Source organism: Pseudoalteromonas sp. Ps84H-4 (assembly GCF_024124645.1).
Taxonomy (GTDB): domain Bacteria; phylum Pseudomonadota; class Gammaproteobacteria; order Enterobacterales; family Alteromonadaceae; genus Pseudoalteromonas; species Pseudoalteromonas lipolytica_C.
In genome coordinates this window covers 96,062-113,080 of sequence record NZ_JAMXSK010000018.1, presented here as the reverse complement: position 1 = coordinate 113,080, position 17,019 = coordinate 96,062, and the positions used below count along the sequence as shown (strand labels likewise).

The following is a 17,019-nucleotide window of genomic DNA, read 5'->3' as shown; positions in this document are numbered from 1 at the left end:
ACCCCATGCCGAACTCAGTAGTGAAACGAAACAGCGCCGATGATAGTGTGGCATTTGCCATGTGAAAGTAGGACATCGCCAGGCTCCAAATTAGAGAAAGCCCGATTCGAAAGAGTCGGGCTTTTTTTGCGTTTAAGCTATCCACACAATGTGACTTATCCATTCTTCAGGTAGGTTGGGCTGGCTTCAAACGTTACTCTCGCTACTCGCTAACTAACTCATCACTCACTCATCTCCCGCTCATTAAATTAACTTTGCTTTGTTTATGGCTTTGATTTAGGATCAAACCAGTTTAAAAGCAAGAATTAATGGCCTGTGTCTAGATTACTTATTTGTTTATTATTATTTTTTTCTAGTGTTCCAACTTTTGCAGTTGAGGTGACTAATCTATACCAAGATACTCTGAAAGTTGCTGATAAATCGCGAGATGCTCGATTAGCTGCTAGTCGTGAAGCACTTCTTAATGTATTGGTTAAAGTGACGGGTGATACATCAGCAGATCAAAACCCTGTTGCCAAAGAGCGTACCCGCGATATTTCAGACTATATGCTTAAGTTTGAATATGATGAAAAGCCAGATGGTACTTTGAACTTGGTTGTTAAGTTTGAAGCTAATAAAATTAATGCATTAATAAAGGATTTAAATCTGCCTTTATGGGGAACACGACGCCCGCTAGTAGCTATCTGGTTAGCTATAGAAGATAATTGGCGACGTGAGCTCGTTACGCAAGAAAGTTACCCACAACTTGAGCAATTAATCTATGATAAGGCCGACAGACGTGGTTTGCCTGTGGTTGTGCCATTACTTGATTTGCAAGATCGTTCTATAGTTGGCATACCCGAAGTATGGGGAAATTTTTCTGAACCAGTAGAGCAAGCATCAAGTCGTTACAGTGCAGAGCGTAGTATCACAGCTCGAATGTATCAGCAGCAAGATTCTGAAACTTGGGTGCTTGATTGGCGTTTTACAAATGCAGAATTATTTGAAACAAATCGATTAGTTGGTGATAAGCAACAAATTGTTGCAGATATGGTCGATAATTTAGCGGGCGGTTTAGCACAAGAGTATGCTATTGACCCTACCATGATTGGCCAGCTTGCAACTGCAACATTTTACCTAAAAGGTATTGATAACTTTGTAGATATTGAAGTTGCAAAACGTCGTTTAGAAAGTTTAAGTGTTGTAACTCGAGCTGAAATCACTATCCGAAAACCTGATACTGTACAGTTTACTGTAAATCATACTGGCAGTATGAATGATTTCAGAAAAGCTCTCGAGTTAGACAGTGCGTTTAAAGCTTATCAAGATCCTCGTGATTTTTATCAAGTGGTAACAGGTGATGAGTTAGAATATAAGTGGCAAGGGCTTTAAAACACGTGCAAGAACCTATGCAAATGGCATTACCGGTTACATTACCCGATGATGAAACATTTACATCTTACTTTGGTGGTGAGAACTCGCTTGAAGTCAGTCATCTTAAAGATGCGTTCACAAAGCTCAATAATAAGTTTCAATATACCTACTTATGCGGCCTAGGCGATTCTGGTAAATCCCACCTCTTATACGCGACTTGTATTCACGCTCAAGAGCATGGTTTATCAACGATGTTACTGTCGATGCGCGAGGTGATTGATTTTGGCCCTGTGGTACTCGAAGGCCTCGAAAACCTTGACGTTTTATGTATCGATGACGTGCACTTAGTGGCAGGGAATGATGCATGGGAGAAGGGGCTATTTAACTTTTTTAATCGCTTTAACGAGCCTGGTAAATATCTTGTTGTAACAGCCGATCTATTGCCTGATATGTTGCATATAAACTTACCAGACTTAGTATCTCGACTAAAATGGGGTACCACATTACAAATTCGCTCAATGAGTGATGATGATAAAGCAGAGGCACTTGTACGCCGCGCACACATGCGTGGCCTTGAACTGACCGATGAATGCGCGCGCTTTTTATTAACGCGATTAAGCCGTGATATGCGCGCTTTACTCGATGTTTTAGACAAACTTGACCATGCCTCGATGGCCGCACAAAGAAAATTAACAATTCCCTTTATAAAATCAACGTTAAAGCTTTAGTAGGGCTAGAATCTAGTCCTTGCTTTCAGTTATCATTAGCTATTACAAAATCCTTCTGTGAAAGACCAGGTACTCAATGAACTTAGAAAATATTTTAGCGCAAGCACTTGAGGCAGTTGCCAGTGCGAATGAAATCGCGCAGTTAGAAGATATCAGGGTTAATTACCTTGGTAAAAAAGGTGAAATCACCAACTTACTTAAAACGCTAGGCAAGATTGCCCCTGAAGAGCGTAAAGAAGCGGGTCAAGTGATTAACCAAGCAAAACAAGAAGTACAAACAGCCATTAACGAAAAGCGTGAGTTACTAGCAAGTAAGGCTCTTGAAGAGAAACTAGCTGCAGAAACGATCGACGTAACTTTACCGGGTCGTGTTATGCCAACAGGTGGCTTACACCCAGTAACTCGTACAATTGAACGTATTGAAAGCTTTTTTGGTGAGTTAGGTTTTGCGGTTAAATCAGGCCCAGAAGTTGAGGATGATTTTCATAACTTCGATGCGCTAAATATTCCTGAGCACCATCCTGCGCGTGCTGATCACGATACTTTCTATTTCAACCCTAAGCTTGTGCTTCGTACACAAACCAGTGGTGTACAAATCCGTACTATGGAAACTGAGCAGCCACCATTGCGCATCATTTCTCCAGGTCGTGTTTATCGTAACGATTATGACCAAACTCACACGCCAATGTTCCACCAAGTGGAAGGCTTAATGGTTGATACAGATGTAAGCTTCACTGAGTTAAAAGGTATTTTGCACGATTTCTTACGTAACTTCTTTGAAGAAGATATGGAAATCCGTTTCCGTCCTTCATATTTCCCGTTTACTGAGCCATCAGCTGAGGTTGATGTTATGGGTAAAAACGGCAAGTGGTTAGAGGTATTAGGCTGTGGCATGGTTCACCCTAACGTTCTTAAATCAGTGGGTATTGATCCAGAAAAATACACAGGCTTCGCATTTGGTATGGGTGTTGAGCGCTTGACTATGTTGCGTTACGGCGTAAACGACTTACGTGCATTTTTCGAAAACGATTTAAAATTCCTAAACCAGTTCCGTTAAGAGTGAAGATATAAAATGAAATTTAGTGAAAAGTGGTTAAGAGAGTGGGTTAACCCAGCAATCGACACACAGGCTCTTTCGGAACAGTTATCAATGGCTGGTCTTGAAGTTGACGGTGTTGAGCCTGCAGCGGCTGAGTTCACAGGCGTTGTAGTTGGTGAAGTGGTTGAGTGTGGTCAACACCCTGATGCTGATAAATTACGTGTAACTAAAGTAAACGTAGGTGGTGATGAGCTACTTGATATCGTTTGTGGTGCACCTAATTGTCGTCAAGGTTTAAAAGTAGCTGTTGCGACAGTTGGCGCTGTATTACCGGGTGACTTCAAAATCAAAAAAGCCAAGCTTCGTGGGCAACCATCTCACGGTATGCTGTGCGCATTCGTTGAGTTAGGTATCAGCGAAGAAGGTGATGGCATCATGGAACTACCAAGTGATGCACCAATCGGCACTGACTTACGCGAGTATTTAAGCCTAGACGACAACATTATTGATGTTGACCTAACACCAAACCGTGGTGACTGTTTAGGTATTAAAGGTCTAGCGCGTGAGGTAGGTGTACTGAACAGTATTGATGTTAACAATCTTGAGATTGCCCCTGTTGCGGCGACGATTGAAGATAAAGTATCCATTGAACTTGTTAATGATGATGCCTGTCCTCGTTATCTAGGTCGTGTAATTAAAAGTATTAACCTTGATGCAGAAACACCGCTTTGGATGGTAGAAAAACTTCGTCGCAGTGGTATTCGTTCAATTGATCCAGTAGTTGATGTTACAAACTACGTGTTATTAGAGCTTGGTCACCCAATGCACGCATTTGATTTAAATGCGATTGAAGGTGGTATTAAAGTTCGCAGCGCTAATGCTGGCGAAGAAATCGTTCTTCTTGATGGCAATACTGCGAAACTAAATGAATCTACACTTGTTATTGCTGATCACAATAAAGCACTTGCTATTGCGGGTATTTTTGGTGGTGAAAAGTCAGGTGTGACTGAGTCAACGTCAGATATTTTATTAGAAAGTGCCTTCTTTAACCCGGTAGCGATTGCTGGTCAAGCACGTAGCTACGGCTTACACACGGATGCATCACACCGCTACGAGCGTGGTGTAGATTTTGCGCTACAAAAAGATGCGATGGAACGTGCTACAGCATTACTTCTAGAGATTGTTGGCGGTGAAGCAGGCCCTGTTGTTGAAGCAGTAGCAACTGATAAATTACCAAAAGTGACAGAAGTGCGTTTACGTCGTGAGCGTTTAGACCGTGTAATTGGTCATCATATTGATGATGCAAAAGTCACTGACATCCTAACGCGCTTGGGTCTAGATGTGAAAATTGTTGATGGTGTATGGAGCGCTGACGTACCTAGCTATCGTTTTGATATTCGTATCGAAGAAGACTTAATTGAAGAAGTTGCACGTGTTTACGGCTATAACAGCATTCCAAACGTTGCACCAACAGCTAAATTAAAAATGACTAACCATGACGAGTCACATGTTGCGGTAACTAAATTCCGCAATACGCTTGTAACACGTGGTTACCAAGAAGCAATTACCTACAGCTTCGTTGATCCAAAAGCACAAGCAATTTTACATCCACAATGTGATGCGCTTGTATTACCACACCCAATTTCAGTTGAAATGTCAGCAATGCGTGTGAGCTTAATGCCGGGTCTATTAGCATCGTTAGTGTACAACCAAAACCGTCAACAACCACGTGTACGTTTATTTGAGCATGGCTTAAAATTCTTACGTGACGAGAATGCTGAAAACGGCGTAAACCAAGTTGCTGTGATTGGTGGTGTAATCTCTGGACTTGCACACGGCGAACATTGGGTTCAAGAAAAGCGTAGCGTTGATTTTTATGACTTAAAAGGCGATGTTGAAGCACTTTTAGCAATTAGCAACGATATTGCACGTTTTGAGATAAAAGCAGAGCAGTCTGATGGCTTACACCCAGGTCAATCAGCAGTTATTTATGTTGATGGTAAAAAAGTAGGATTTTTTGGTGCTGTGCACCCACAAGTGCAAAAGTTACTAGATATCAATAACACAGCCTTTGTATTTGAAATCGAAATGTCAGCCCTTGAAAAAAGAAAATTACCAGAAGCGGTAACGGTCTCGAAATTCCCGTCAAACCGCCGTGATATCGCGATTTTAGTGAAAGATCACGTAAAATCTGGTGATATTTTAAATGTAATAGAAAAAGTTGGCGGAAATCAATTGGTTGACCTAAACTTATTCGATGTGTATAAGGGCAAAGGTATTGAGCCAAATTATAAGAGTTTGGCGATTGCTCTAACACTGCAAGCGGTTGATAGAACGCTCGAAGAGAAAGATATCAATCAAGTAGTTGATAATGTGGTGGCCGCATTGGCCGAACAATTTAACGCATCGTTGAGGGACTAGATATGGCGCTTACTAAAGCCGACATAGCTGAACACCTATTTGAAAAACTCGGGATCAATAAAAAAGATGCCAAAGATTTAGTTGAAGCGTTTTTTGAAGAAATCCGCTCAGCGCTAGAAAAAGGCGAGCAAGTAAAGCTCTCTGGATTTGGTAACTTTGATCTTCGAGATAAGAAAGAACGTCCAGGTCGCAATCCGAAAACAGGTGAAGACATCCCTATTTCGGCACGCCGAGTAGTGACTTTTAGACCAGGTCAAAAGCTAAAAACTCGTGTAGAAGTTGGCACAAGCAAAGCAAAATAAGAAAAGGCAGCGTTAGCTGCCTTTTTTATTTGTCTAAGCACTGCACTAGCGAATTTATTAAAACCCGCGTGGTGATACGAAGCTACCCGCTTGGATGCTATCGTAGGTTTTTTGCGCTAAATCATCTAAGCTGTCCAGGCTTTTACCTGCGGCAGCGAGTTGATGCTCGATAGGTAAAATATCGACATCTTCATACCCAGATAATTGTGCTACACGTGCAAAGGTGTAGGCATGCTTATACTTTTCATGTTTGTAGAATAAGCTCACAAGAGTAGGGTAGATTTCAGGGTTGGGTGTTTCACCTGCTTTATTCAGTTCTAGCGTTTTGTAAAGCAAGTCTATGGTTTTTTCATCATCAAACTTAACGTAGTAGCTTGCTAAGAAAAACTGCATTTCTGCATCTTCAGTTACGCGCTTATCTTGTTTTTCTTCAAGGGCGAGAAGTTTCGTTAACGCTGATTGATCGTTATTACGTGACCAATGGTAATACAACAAACCTGGATGGTTTGTGTCTTTTGTATCTTGGAAGATACGTGTCATCTCTTTAATACTGGTTAAATGACCTTCAACACGAGACGTCGTTTTTTCTTTTAGTTTTATATGCTCAATTTTGGCAGCGAGCGATACACACTGATCGTATTTCTCGAAATCTTTTAATAACTGGTATTTGTTTTCGTCTGTTGGTGACTTATATTCAACATATCGCTGAATGATGACCTCGGCACGTTGCTCTTTACAGTGACTGTCTTTATTTAAATCACTGCAAAAGCCAGGAGTCTCTTCGCATACCTTTGCCAGTGTAAGCGGATCTTCACACCCCGTTAACGCCAATAAACCAAGCAACACGCTTGCTCTTAATAACATTCCTTAACCTCGACTTAATAATTACGACTTTATTCTAGCGCAATGAATTGTTCTGTAACAGTGGAGAATCATTTGAGTTTAAATTAGAATAGCCGTGCCTAAGATGTGTTGCTCTCAAATCACAACACATTTTCAAAGGCTATCCGTTCAAAATTGTTTAATTAGGTAAAAAAAATGACCTCATCTCACGAGTTAGAATACACAAGCAGCTGGCAAGAACGTCAAGATTACGCAGAAAGTATGCAACCAATCATTGGTAGACTTTACCGTAATCGTGGTATCGAAATCGCTGTATATGGCCGTCCTCTCGTTAATGCCAGTACAATCGATATCATCAAAGCGCACAAAACAGTTGCTCAGTTTGAAGGTACAAAACTACGTTTACGTGAAAGCTTCCCTTTCTTAGAAGCAATTAGCAAAATGGATTTAAATTCTGCACGTATCGATATTGGTAAACTAGCGTATGGTTATTTGTTTAACGATGCTGCAAAAGGTCGTTCAGTTGAAGAGTACTTAACTGACGAACTTGCAGAAATCGCAAACTCAGAGCGTAAAGAACCACGTGATGTTGTGTTGTACGGTTTTGGTCGTATTGGTCGTTTATTAGCGCGTCTATTAATCGAAAAGTCAGGTCCTTATGCAGACCTACGTTTACGTGCAATCGTTGTGCGTGGCGGTAAAGACGGCGACCTAGAAAAGCGTGCAAGCTTACTTCGTCGTGACTCTATCCACGGTCCATTCAATGGCTCAATCACAATTGATAAAGAGCGTAATGCAATTAAAGCTAACGGTAGCTACATTCAAGTTATCTACGCTAACTCACCAAGTGAAGTTGATTACACAGCTTACGGCATCGAGAATGCACTTGTTGTTGATAACACAGGTATCTGGAAAGACGAAGCAGGCCTTGGTCAGCACTTAGAAGCAAAAGGCGCAGCAAAAGTATTATTAACTGCACCAGCTAAAGGCAACATCAAGAACATCGTTTACGGTGTAAATAACCAAGATATCAAACCTGAAGATAAAATTGTCTGTGCAGCAAGCTGTACAACCAATGCTATTACCCCAACGTTAAAAGCGCTTAACGATAAGTTCGGTATCAAGAATGGTCACGTTGAAACTGTTCACTCGTATACCAATGACCAAAACTTAATTGATAACTACCACAAAGCTGAACGCCGTGGTCGTGCTGCTGCACTTAACATGGTTATCACGTCTACGGGTGCTGCAAAAGCGGTTTCTAAAGCTTTACCTGAGCTTGAAGGTAAACTTACAGGTAACGCTATCCGTGTTCCTACACCAAACGTATCAATGGCAATCTTGAACTTAAACCTTGAAAAAGGCACTACAGTTGAAGAGCTAAATGCGTTCTTACGTGAAACAGCACTTTACTCAGACCTTCGTGACCAAATCGATTACACAGCGTCTACAGAAATCGTATCTACTGACTTAGTGGGTAGCCGTTACGCTGGTGTTGTTGACTCACAAGCGACTATCGTAGATGACAACCGTGTTGTTCTTTATGTTTGGTACGATAATGAGTTTGGTTATAGCTGTCAGGTAGTACGTTGTATGCGTGATATGGCTGAAGTAACTTTCCCAAGTTTACCTCGCTAATACCTAAGCTATAAAGAATCTAGAAGCCAGCATTATGCTGGCTTTTTTAGTCGTGAAAGTTTTTGCAAATTTTCAGCATGTGGTAGGCTGTTAAGGGTCTACACCATATTACTAACGAAACGTTCTAACGATAGGGCGTTGACTTAATTCTTAACTTACAAACGAATAGCTAAGAATTATTTTTAACCAATAGGTTTATAGAATGAAAATCACCAGCAATTTTGATAGTGGTAATATCAAGGTTATTGAAGCCGTTGATCCACTGAATATTCAATTAGAAATTAATAAAGACAATCAGTCTGATTTTTTCCAGTGGTTTCACTTTCGTCTTGAAACAACCGCGTTTCAAAACCATAAATTACACATTAATAACCTAGAAAACTCAGCGTATCCTGATGGCTGGGATGGTTATCATGCGGTTGCATCATACGATCGTCAAACTTGGTTCCGTGTTCCATCTGAATATGCAAACGGTACATTATCATTTGAAGTTGAGCCTGAGTGCAGCAGCATGTATTTTGCTTATTTCGCACCATATAGCTATGACCGTCACCTTGATTTATTAGCATGGGCACAAAGCCAGCATGCGTGTGAACTAGAAACTTTAGGTGAAACACTTGATGGTCGTGACATGAGTGTATTACGTGTCGGTATTCCTAGCAGTGAAAAGAAAAAAATCTGGATCACGGCACGTCAGCACCCGGGTGAAACAATGGCTGAGTGGTATGTTGAAGGTTTACTTCATAAATTACTTGATGACGAAGACCCACATGCAGCGGCACTATTATCTAAAGCAGTATTCTATATTGTGCCAAACATGAACCCTGATGGCAGTGTGCGTGGTCACTTACGTACTAACGCTAAGGGCGTTAACTTGAACCGTGAATGGCAAACACCAAGCATGGAAAATAGCCCTGAAGTATTTTTAGTGCTTAACAAAATGCGTGAAACGGGCCTTGATATGCACTTAGATATTCATGGCGACGAAGCGATTCCTTATAACTTTGTTGCGGGTAGCGAAGGTATTCCGGGTTACGATGATCGTTTAAAAGAGTTAGAAGATTGCTTTAAAGCTGCGCTTTTAACTGTAACGCCTGAGTTCCAAGACGAACACGGTTATCCAAAAGATGAGCCTGGTCAGGCTAATCTAACGGTAGGTTCTTCAGCTGTAGCGCATGAGTTTAATGCATTAGCGTATACGGTAGAAATGCCATTTAAAGATAACGATGATTTACCAGATCCTGATTACGGCTGGTCTGACCGTCGTTCATATCAGTTTGGTCAAGATACGTTAGCGGCTATTGTTAACGTTGTTGATAAATTAAGATAACAACATTAAGCAAATTTTACGGGTATCAATCAGATTGATGCCCGTTTTTTTTGGTTGACTAATACAAAGCACATTTGTCATATTGAAAATTAACTGTTAACAAAGTTAGGTTGTTTAAGTTAATATTCAGTACATCTAGCTGAGAGATGATTATTTTTGATTAATTCTCAGATCATTATGTCGCGCATTCTCATTCGCTAACGCAGAGCATCGTAACTATCAATAAAAAATATAATTATAGAGGATATCCATGGAAGCTTTTGTAAGCGCCGTCAATGACGTAATTTGGAGTAGTGCACTCATTTACTTATGTCTAGGTGCAGGCCTGTTTTATTCCGTTTTAACCCGTTTCGCGCAAGTTCGACATTTCAAAGAAATGTGTAAGTTATTGCTAAGTTCTAATAACTCAGATACAGGAATTTCATCATTCCAAGCTCTGGCTGTTTCATTATCGGGCCGTGTTGGTGTTGGTAATATTGCCGGGGTTGCTGCTGCGATCGGCTTTGGTGGTCCAGGCGCGATTTTTTGGATGTGGATTGTCGCATTTTTAGGCGCAAGTACTGCATATGCAGAATCAACGCTAGGTCAAATTTATAAGTCAGAAGAAGATGGTCAGTATCGAGGTGGCCCTGCTTATTACTTCGACAGATGTTTACAACAAAAGTGGCTTGCAGTGTTATTTGCTCTATCCGCTATTATTGCTTGTGGTGTTTTCTTACCTGGCGTACAAGCAAACGCAGTGGGTAATGCATTCACACAAGTCTTCGGTGAAGGCACATTGGTTAGCACCAGCTTTGGTGAAGTAGGTAGCTTTAAGCTAGTTGCCCTTGCAATCATTTTAATTGTACTTGCGTTTATCATCTTCGGTGGCATTAAACGTATCGCAAACTTCACACAAATTGTGGTGCCATTTATGGCGCTAGGTTACATCGTGTTAGCTTTAATCGTGGTGTTCTTAAACTTAGATAAAGTGCCAGGCATTTTCTCAATGATCTTATCTGATGCATTCACTGCGCAAGCAGGTTTTGGTGCTGCGATTGGTTGGGGTGTTAAACGTGGTATCTATTCAAACGAAGCAGGCCAAGGTACGGGTCCGCATGCAGCATCTGCAGCTGAAGTAGACCACCCAGCTCAACAAGGCTTAGTGCAAGCATTCTCTGTTTATGTTGATACTATTTTCGTTTGTACAGCAACAGCGCTAATGATTCTAATCACTAAACAATACAATATTGTGGGTGAGTTACCTGCGGGTCAATTTATTGTACAAAATGTTGATGCTGCAACTGAAGTAGGCTCAGCAGCCTTTACTCAGATGGCACTGTTTAGTGTATTTGGCGGTTTTGGTGAAGCGTTTGTTGGTATTGCTTTATTCTTCTTTGCATTTACAACCATTCTTGCTTATTACTATATTGCTGAAACTAACGTTGCTTATTTAAACCGTTATTTTAAAGGTAATATTCCACTGGTTGTTGTGAAGTTCGTCATTATGTTTATGGTGGCTTACGGTATGGTAAATAGCTCAGGCTATATCTGGAATATCGGTGATATTGGTGTTGGCTTAATGGCGTGGATCAACATCGTGGGTATTTTAGCTATTTTCTTTGTTGCCAAACCTGCTCTTAATTGTCTACGAGATTATGAAGACCAAAAGAAAGCGGGTGGTGAAATCACCTTTGACCCAGTTAAATTAGGCATTAAAAATGCGACTTTCTGGGAAAAGCGTCTAGCTGAAAAGGCGAAACAGAAACAATAAATCAGCTTTTTGAGTATTTGTCGTGAATTTAGTTGTACAGGTTTTCGAATCTTCACAAATGAATGAAATTCAAATAAGACATCGACTCATAAAACAAGTACAATAAAGGGCGCCTAAAGGCGCCTTTTTTATGCGTAGTATGGAGAAAGATATGGCGATTATTAGTTGCCCGCAATGTGCAAAATCAATATCTGACAAACATAAACAATGCCCGCATTGTGAATGCCAAGTCACCGATCTAAGCAATGAGCAGTTGCAGCAAATGCAAAAAGAAACGCGTATTCGTAGACAGCAAAAGTTTATGAATCAGTCTTTCCTCGCACTGATATTATTTTTAGGTGGCTTTTTCTGTTATTACTTTATGCATCCAGAAACAGAGTCTATTGAGTGGTATGCCTATTCGACAGCAATGGCAGTAGGTTTTGTATGGTATATAGTGTGCCGTATCTATTTAGTTGTTTTAAAAAAGAAAAAGTAGCATGAATATTGATCATATTGTTAAAAATATCACCCCGGAAGTATTTGAACGTCTTCAGTATGGTGCGTCTACAGGTAAATGGCCTGATGGCACTCCATTATCAGAAGAGCAAAAACAACAAACAGTTCAACTCGTGATGCTTTACCAAGCTAAAGTTTCGCAAACCAATGAGCAGTTTACCATTGGCGCAAATGGTGAAATGGTGCAAAAGAGTAAAGCTCAATTGCAAAAAGAATTCGCATCAGAAAATGAAATAGCTAGGTTTAGTGAAAATGATCTTTAAACACCTGTTTACTCCAAAATGGAAACACCCTAAAAGTCAGGTTCGTTTAGCAGCAGTTGAACGCCTTGATACAGAACGTGATCTTAGCATCTTAAATAGTATTGCCCTTGAAGATAGCTCCGCTGAGATCCGTAAAAAAGCCTTGAATAAAGTGAACGATCTTGTTTTATGGTGGCAAGTATACAAGCAAGACCAAGCACTTAAAGAAATTGCAGAGCAGCACATTAATCAAGCGGTTTTGAATACTGATAGCAAACTTGACGCGAGTATTAAAAACGAGTTTATAGAGCGTTATGCGCCAGTGAAAACCCTTGAAAAGCTAGCATTTGCAGAAAAAGAAATTCAAGTTCGTGTTAAATTATTAAAGCGTTTAGCAAACCCAAGCCTAATTGATAAAGCCTTTAAAGAAGGCCGCGAAGAGCTACAATTGCAACTTGTTGAGCTTGTCATTAACCACCAACTTGCCAAGCCACTACTAAAACATGCAAAAGGTGAAGCGCATACACAACTTGCGGCTCATCTTGAGAATGAGCGTTTAGCAGTAGAAATGCCTGCAAAAGTCGAAGCTGATACTCGCGTTATATTGGCGAAATTGAATGCGCTTCGTGATAAAAATGATTTTCAGCTAGTATCGCTGCAACATGCTGAGCTATTACAACAGTGGCAAGCAATCGAGTTAAAATGGCTCAGTGATGAGCAAGTAAGCGTCCTTGATAAAAAATACTCTACGATTACCCAAAAGCTTGAAGCTCACATTGCAACACTAAGCAAAGAGCATGAAGCAATGCAGCAAGCATTAGCTGAGCAACAGCGTCAGGTACTAGCCCTTGCAACCCTTGAAGCTATTGGCGAAGAAGTTGAAAACGCATTGCAATTAGGTTTAGAAACGCCAGAGCAAATTCAGCAAGATTGGCTTGAGGCTAAAGTGGCAGAAGCAAAAGATACCTTGGCTGAAGCAAACTTAGTTGATAATCAAAATGTCCGTGATGTTAAACAGCACTTGTCAAATCTATTTAAGCAAGTTGAGCAATTACCACAACTTGTTACCGCGATTGCAGAGTTTAAAGCTGCGTTTGATGCCTTAAAAGCGATTACCACGACTGAAGACGAAAATGAGTTTGATGGCTTAAAACAGCAGTTTGAACAACAGCAAAAAGTGGCTCGCAAAAAACTAGCAAGTATTCCGAGTCGTTTACAAGGTCGCTTTAAAGCAAATTTAGCTGAAGCAGTAAACAGCTGGCAGCAAGCAATGGCACCGCTGACAAATAAGTTTGAAAAGAATCAACAAACAGCAAAACGCAAAGCCCGTGATGTGAAGCGTTTGATTGAACAAGGCCGTTTCAATGTAGCGTTTGGTGTGTTTAAAGGCTTTGAAGAGTTATACGACACACTTACAGATTACTATAAACAGCCTTTAAATAGTCTAAAAGCCGATTTAGAAGCCCAATTAGCAGAAGCAAAAGATTGGCAAAAATATGCATCAGCGCCAAAGCGTGATGCATTACTTGCTGAAGTCAATGAACTTGCTGCAATCGAGTGTACAGACCCTAAACAACGTGCTGAACAAGTTAAACAGTTACGTCGTCGTTGGAATGAATTAGGTCGTTTAGATACGGATGCAGAGAAACAGCAAGGTGAGTTATTCGATCAACAGATTGAACTATTGTTTGCCCCATGTCGCGAGTATTTTGCAGAGCAAGAGCAGCAACGTGAGCAAGCTAAAGCACAGCGTGTTGATATTATTGCGCAAATGCAGCAACTCAATGAACTTGATACTGAATCTGGTGAATTTGATTGGAAACAGTTTGAAAGTAAGTTTAACCGTGTTGTTAAAGCATGGCGTTCTGCGGGTAATGTTGACCCTAAAACATACCGTGAACTACAAGCGCAATTCAAAGCTGCGCAATCACAAGTACAAGGCCAATTAGTTGCGTTTCATAAAACAAATGCTGAGCAAAAAGCCGCACTTGTAGAACAAGCAACACTGTTATCTCAAAGTGATGACTTGGCTTCTGCGTGTCAAGAGCTCAAAGCATTGCAACAAACTTGGCAAAAAATTGGCTTTGCGGGAATGAAAGCTGAAAACACCTTATGGCAACAATTCAGACGTGTTAACGACGACACATTTGCCAAGCGTAGTGCTGAGTTTGAACAGCAAAAACAAGTACAACAGCAAAATGATGAAGTTGTAGCTGAGCAGTTAACTGAACTTGAAACTGCCCTTGAGAGTGTAGTGCATCTTGCACAGCTTAAAGATTTAACTGTGAAATTGGCAGGACTTGAGTACTCAAAAGCGTTGTCTGCTCGAGTGGCTCAGTTAGAGTCAGCAATTAGCGAAAAAACGAAGGTTATTAGTAAGCAAGCAGAGCAGTCTAAGTTAACGGCTTTGTTTGCAGCTCTTGAGAACAGCAGTGAGCTTCCGCCGCAATTCCAAGCTTCATTAACGACTAGCTTAACTGCTGAGCAGCTCTTAACACGTATCGAGATTCTTGCAGGTGTTGAGTCTGCTGATAGTCAGTTACGTATGACAGAACAAGTTGCGATGTTAGATGATAAACACCGTGGTGAAAAAGCCGATGTTTATTATTACTTAAAGCAATTACTTGCAGTCAGTGAGGGTTCAGTTTCTGCTGACACACTAGCAAGGCTTAAAGCAATATTTGCAATTTAACGAATAAAACCGCTTTTTATAGCGGTTTTTTTCCGTGTTTTTTGAGGGAAACAATGAGAATTTTATTATTACTTACCTGCTTATTTTTAGGTGCATGTAAAAGTACAAATCAAGGTATGTCTGTGTACTCGTTTACCAATTCAGAAATTGAAGCAGCCCTTGCTGATCAATTACCAAAATTGAGTGAGCAAATTAAATTAATGGGCTTACCTGTTGATTTTGCGGTAAATGACCTAAGTGTAAATGTAGGCCCAGATAAGCGTGATGTGGTAGTGTTAGGAGCCGATTCAAGCGCTGTTATTAAAGCCTTTGCGCTTAAATATCCAGTACGCTTGAAGCTGCAAATTGAAGGTAGCCCATTTTATGACAGCGAGAAAAAAGCGGTCTTTTTACGTAATGTAAAACTGGTTGATACTACAATCGATACAGCAGGTTTTAAGGGAAGCTTAAACTTATTAGATGATCAGGCAATGCAAGTGATCAACGGATTTTTAGCTGTTAACCCTGTCTATAAGTTAAATATGAACGATCCTAAGTTAGCATTACTGAGTAAATTGCCATTAGATATGAAAGTATCTCAGGGCGAAATTATCTTAGTGCCTACCTTATAAAAGTATTAAAATATCTAAAGCGGCATTAAGCCGCTTTTTTTGTAATTGCTTGTTAAGCAAGTTTAACCTTGTCATAATTACTCGTGATATTTCGCGAGTTGAGTGACTGCTATGATCAAGGAATTTTTAAACGACCCCACGCTATTGCTCAATGCAGTTGGCGAAGGGATTTATGGCTTTGACTTATCGGGCAATGCGGTTTTTGTAAATCCTGCTGCTGAGCGCATGACTGGCTGGAAAGCTGAAGAACTGCTTGGTAAAAAAATACATCAATATCATCACCATACTCGTAAAGACGGCTCACCATATCCCGCAGATGAATGTCAGATATATTGCACTATGTTCGATGGTAAACATCGCCACGTAAACGATGAAGTATTCTGGCGTAAAGATGGTAGCTATTTTGCTGTTGAGTATACTTCTACACCCGTTTATAAAAATGGGGCCTTAATTGGCGCAGTCGCGATTTTTCGCGATGTATCAAAACAGCAGCAAACAGAAGTCGCATTGCGTGATGCCTTAGCGCAAGTCCAGCACTTATCTGAACAGCTACAAGCTGAGAATGCTTATCTTATTTCAGAGTTAAACGAAGATTGGCAAGATTCAGGTTTAGTGGGGCAAAGTCATTCTTTTCAAACGATGTTAGAACAAATTACTTTAGTTAGCCAAACTAACAGTACTGTTCTAATTTTAGGTGAAAACGGCACAGGCAAAGAGCTGGTGGCACGAAACTTACATCGTTTGAGTAGCCGAGCTAAGCAACCATTTATTAGGGTTAATTGTGCTGCTTTTTCTGCAAACTTAATTGAGTCTGAGTTATTTGGCCATGAGAAAGGGGCGTTTACAGGGGCCAATGAGCGCAGAAAAGGGCGTTTTGAACTGGCCGATAAAGGCACATTATTTTTAGATGAAGTGGCAGAATTGCCATTAGAAGCACAAAGTAAATTACTTCGCGTGCTGCAAGAACAAGAGTTTGAGCGCGTGGGTGGCAGTCAAACCTTAAAAGTCGATATTCGAGTACTGGCTGCAACAAATCGTAATTTGTGGCAAATGGTCGAGCAGGGTAGCTTTAGAATGGACTTGTACTATCGCTTAAATGTCTTTCCTATTCGTGTGCCTGCGCTTCGTGAGCGAAAAGAAGATATCCCACTCCTTGCTGCAAACATAATTACACAGCTTAACAAGCGCTTAGGTAAACAGTTAAAGGGGCTTAGCAAAGCTACACTCACTAAACTGGCTAATTATGATTGGCCAGGCAATATTCGTGAACTACAAAATATCCTAGAGCGTGAAGCTATTTTGTCTAAGCAAACTGTATTACAGCTCTCTGCGCCGTTGAATAACGAACAACCGAATGAGCAAGTTGTTTCCCTTGATGCTGTACAAAAGCAGCATATTTGTGAGGTACTTAAGCGATGCAACGGGCAAATATCAGGTGAAAATGGCGCTGCAACTTTGCTGGGTCTTCCCGAGAGTACCCTTAGATCAAAAATGAAAAAGTTAGGTATACAACGCAGTTTCGCGAAATAACGCGCGCTTTCGTGATATATCGCGATTGATGGTGCGGTA

The 17,019-nt window shown here is 40.7% G+C and carries 14 protein-coding genes; 13 read left to right on the top strand and 1 reads right to left on the bottom strand.

Features of this window, described 5'->3' with window-relative positions; translation table 11 throughout:
* Nucleotides 1-315 precede the first annotated feature (315 nt).
* From NH454_RS15795 to ihfA, 5 genes are all read left to right on the top strand, one after another.
* Nucleotides 316-1,371, top strand: a complete 1,056-nt coding sequence (locus tag NH454_RS15795; RefSeq protein ID WP_253039632.1) for a DUF2066 domain-containing protein — start codon at nucleotides 316-318, stop codon at nucleotides 1,369-1,371.
* A 17-nt stretch (nucleotides 1,372-1,388) separates the two neighbouring features.
* Nucleotides 1,389-2,081 (top strand): DnaA regulatory inactivator Hda, encoded by a 693-nt coding sequence (gene hda, locus NH454_RS15790; RefSeq protein ID WP_213018564.1) that lies wholly within the window; start codon nucleotides 1,389-1,391, stop codon nucleotides 2,079-2,081.
* Between the two features lie 76 nt (nucleotides 2,082-2,157).
* Nucleotides 2,158-3,138, top strand: coding sequence for a phenylalanine--tRNA ligase subunit alpha (gene pheS / locus NH454_RS15785; protein ID WP_062568835.1), 981 nt, complete (start codon nucleotides 2,158-2,160; stop codon nucleotides 3,136-3,138).
* Between the two features lie 15 nt (nucleotides 3,139-3,153).
* The gene (pheT, locus tag NH454_RS15780) at nucleotides 3,154-5,541 is read left to right on the top strand and encodes a phenylalanine--tRNA ligase subunit beta (protein ID WP_235384249.1); all 2,388 of its coding nucleotides are present in this window, start codon (nucleotides 3,154-3,156) and stop codon (nucleotides 5,539-5,541) included.
* A gap of 2 nt (nucleotides 5,542-5,543) precedes the next feature.
* Complete coding sequence (ihfA, locus tag NH454_RS15775; RefSeq protein WP_002960690.1) at nucleotides 5,544-5,843, top strand: integration host factor subunit alpha; 300 nt, start codon at nucleotides 5,544-5,546, stop codon at nucleotides 5,841-5,843.
* Nucleotides 5,844-5,900: 57 nt separating this feature from the next.
* Here the strand turns inward: ihfA and NH454_RS15770 are convergent, their stop codons facing one another.
* The gene (locus tag NH454_RS15770) at nucleotides 5,901-6,707 is read right to left on the bottom strand and encodes a DUF2989 domain-containing protein (RefSeq protein ID WP_135925283.1); all 807 of its coding nucleotides are present in this window, start codon (nucleotides 6,705-6,707) and stop codon (nucleotides 5,901-5,903) included.
* 174 nt (nucleotides 6,708-6,881) lie between these two features.
* On the opposite strand from NH454_RS15770, the gene NH454_RS15765 reads away from it, so the two are divergent.
* From NH454_RS15765 to NH454_RS15730, 8 genes are all read left to right on the top strand, one after another.
* Entirely contained in the window at nucleotides 6,882-8,324 is a 1,443-nt protein-coding gene (locus NH454_RS15765) for a glyceraldehyde-3-phosphate dehydrogenase (RefSeq protein WP_135925281.1), read from the top strand.
* 202 nt (nucleotides 8,325-8,526) lie between these two features.
* Complete coding sequence (locus NH454_RS15760; RefSeq protein WP_253039630.1) at nucleotides 8,527-9,654, top strand: M14-type cytosolic carboxypeptidase; 1,128 nt, start codon at nucleotides 8,527-8,529, stop codon at nucleotides 9,652-9,654.
* A 250-nt stretch (nucleotides 9,655-9,904) separates the two neighbouring features.
* Nucleotides 9,905-11,407 carry an alanine/glycine:cation symporter family protein gene (locus NH454_RS15755; RefSeq protein ID WP_135925277.1) on the top strand — a complete coding sequence of 501 codons (1,503 nt, stop codon included), beginning with the start codon at nucleotides 9,905-9,907 and terminating at the stop codon, nucleotides 11,405-11,407.
* Nucleotides 11,408-11,558: 151 nt separating this feature from the next.
* The gene (locus NH454_RS15750) at nucleotides 11,559-11,885 is read left to right on the top strand and encodes a hypothetical protein (RefSeq protein ID WP_135926289.1); all 327 of its coding nucleotides are present in this window, start codon (nucleotides 11,559-11,561) and stop codon (nucleotides 11,883-11,885) included.
* A 1-nt stretch (nucleotide 11,886) separates the two neighbouring features.
* Nucleotides 11,887-12,168: a DUF1315 family protein gene (locus NH454_RS15745; protein ID WP_135925273.1), complete on the top strand. Its 282-nt coding sequence runs from the start codon at nucleotides 11,887-11,889 to the stop codon at nucleotides 12,166-12,168.
* A complete protein-coding gene (locus tag NH454_RS15740) occupies nucleotides 12,158-14,839 on the top strand; it encodes a DUF349 domain-containing protein (RefSeq protein WP_253039629.1) in 2,682 nt (893 codons plus the stop codon). The genes NH454_RS15745 and NH454_RS15740 overlap by 11 nt, the downstream gene beginning before the upstream one ends.
* Nucleotides 14,840-14,892: 53 nt before the next feature.
* Complete coding sequence (locus tag NH454_RS15735) at nucleotides 14,893-15,450, top strand: DUF1439 domain-containing protein (RefSeq protein ID WP_135925267.1); 558 nt, start codon at nucleotides 14,893-14,895, stop codon at nucleotides 15,448-15,450.
* Nucleotides 15,451-15,561: 111 nt separating this feature from the next.
* Nucleotides 15,562-16,980 carry a sigma 54-interacting transcriptional regulator gene (locus tag NH454_RS15730; RefSeq protein ID WP_253039628.1) on the top strand — a complete coding sequence of 473 codons (1,419 nt, stop codon included), beginning with the start codon at nucleotides 15,562-15,564 and terminating at the stop codon, nucleotides 16,978-16,980.
* The last annotated feature ends 39 nt before the right edge of the window (nucleotides 16,981-17,019 follow it).

Excerpts from the sequence above, each read along its gene's own strand:
- hda (WP_213018564.1), top strand. The coding sequence starts at position 1,389 with ATGCAAATGGCATTACCGGTTACATTACCCGATGATGAAACATTTACA.
- pheS (WP_062568835.1), top strand. The coding sequence starts at position 2,158 with ATGAACTTAGAAAATATTTTAGCGCAAGCACTTGAGGCAGTTGCCAGT.
- pheT (WP_235384249.1), top strand. The coding sequence starts at position 3,154 with ATGAAATTTAGTGAAAAGTGGTTAAGAGAGTGGGTTAACCCAGCAATC.
- ihfA (WP_002960690.1), top strand. The coding sequence starts at position 5,544 with ATGGCGCTTACTAAAGCCGACATAGCTGAACACCTATTTGAAAAACTC.
- NH454_RS15770 (WP_135925283.1), bottom strand. The coding sequence starts at position 6,707 with ATGTTATTAAGAGCAAGCGTGTTGCTTGGTTTATTGGCGTTAACGGGG.
- NH454_RS15765 (WP_135925281.1), top strand. The coding sequence starts at position 6,882 with ATGACCTCATCTCACGAGTTAGAATACACAAGCAGCTGGCAAGAACGT.
- NH454_RS15760 (WP_253039630.1), top strand. The coding sequence starts at position 8,527 with ATGAAAATCACCAGCAATTTTGATAGTGGTAATATCAAGGTTATTGAA.
- NH454_RS15755 (WP_135925277.1), top strand. The coding sequence starts at position 9,905 with ATGGAAGCTTTTGTAAGCGCCGTCAATGACGTAATTTGGAGTAGTGCA.
- NH454_RS15750 (WP_135926289.1), top strand. The coding sequence starts at position 11,559 with ATGGCGATTATTAGTTGCCCGCAATGTGCAAAATCAATATCTGACAAA.
- NH454_RS15745 (WP_135925273.1), top strand. The coding sequence starts at position 11,887 with ATGAATATTGATCATATTGTTAAAAATATCACCCCGGAAGTATTTGAA.
- NH454_RS15740 (WP_253039629.1), top strand. The coding sequence starts at position 12,158 with ATGATCTTTAAACACCTGTTTACTCCAAAATGGAAACACCCTAAAAGT.
- NH454_RS15735 (WP_135925267.1), top strand. The coding sequence starts at position 14,893 with ATGAGAATTTTATTATTACTTACCTGCTTATTTTTAGGTGCATGTAAA.
- NH454_RS15730 (WP_253039628.1), top strand. The coding sequence starts at position 15,562 with ATGATCAAGGAATTTTTAAACGACCCCACGCTATTGCTCAATGCAGTT.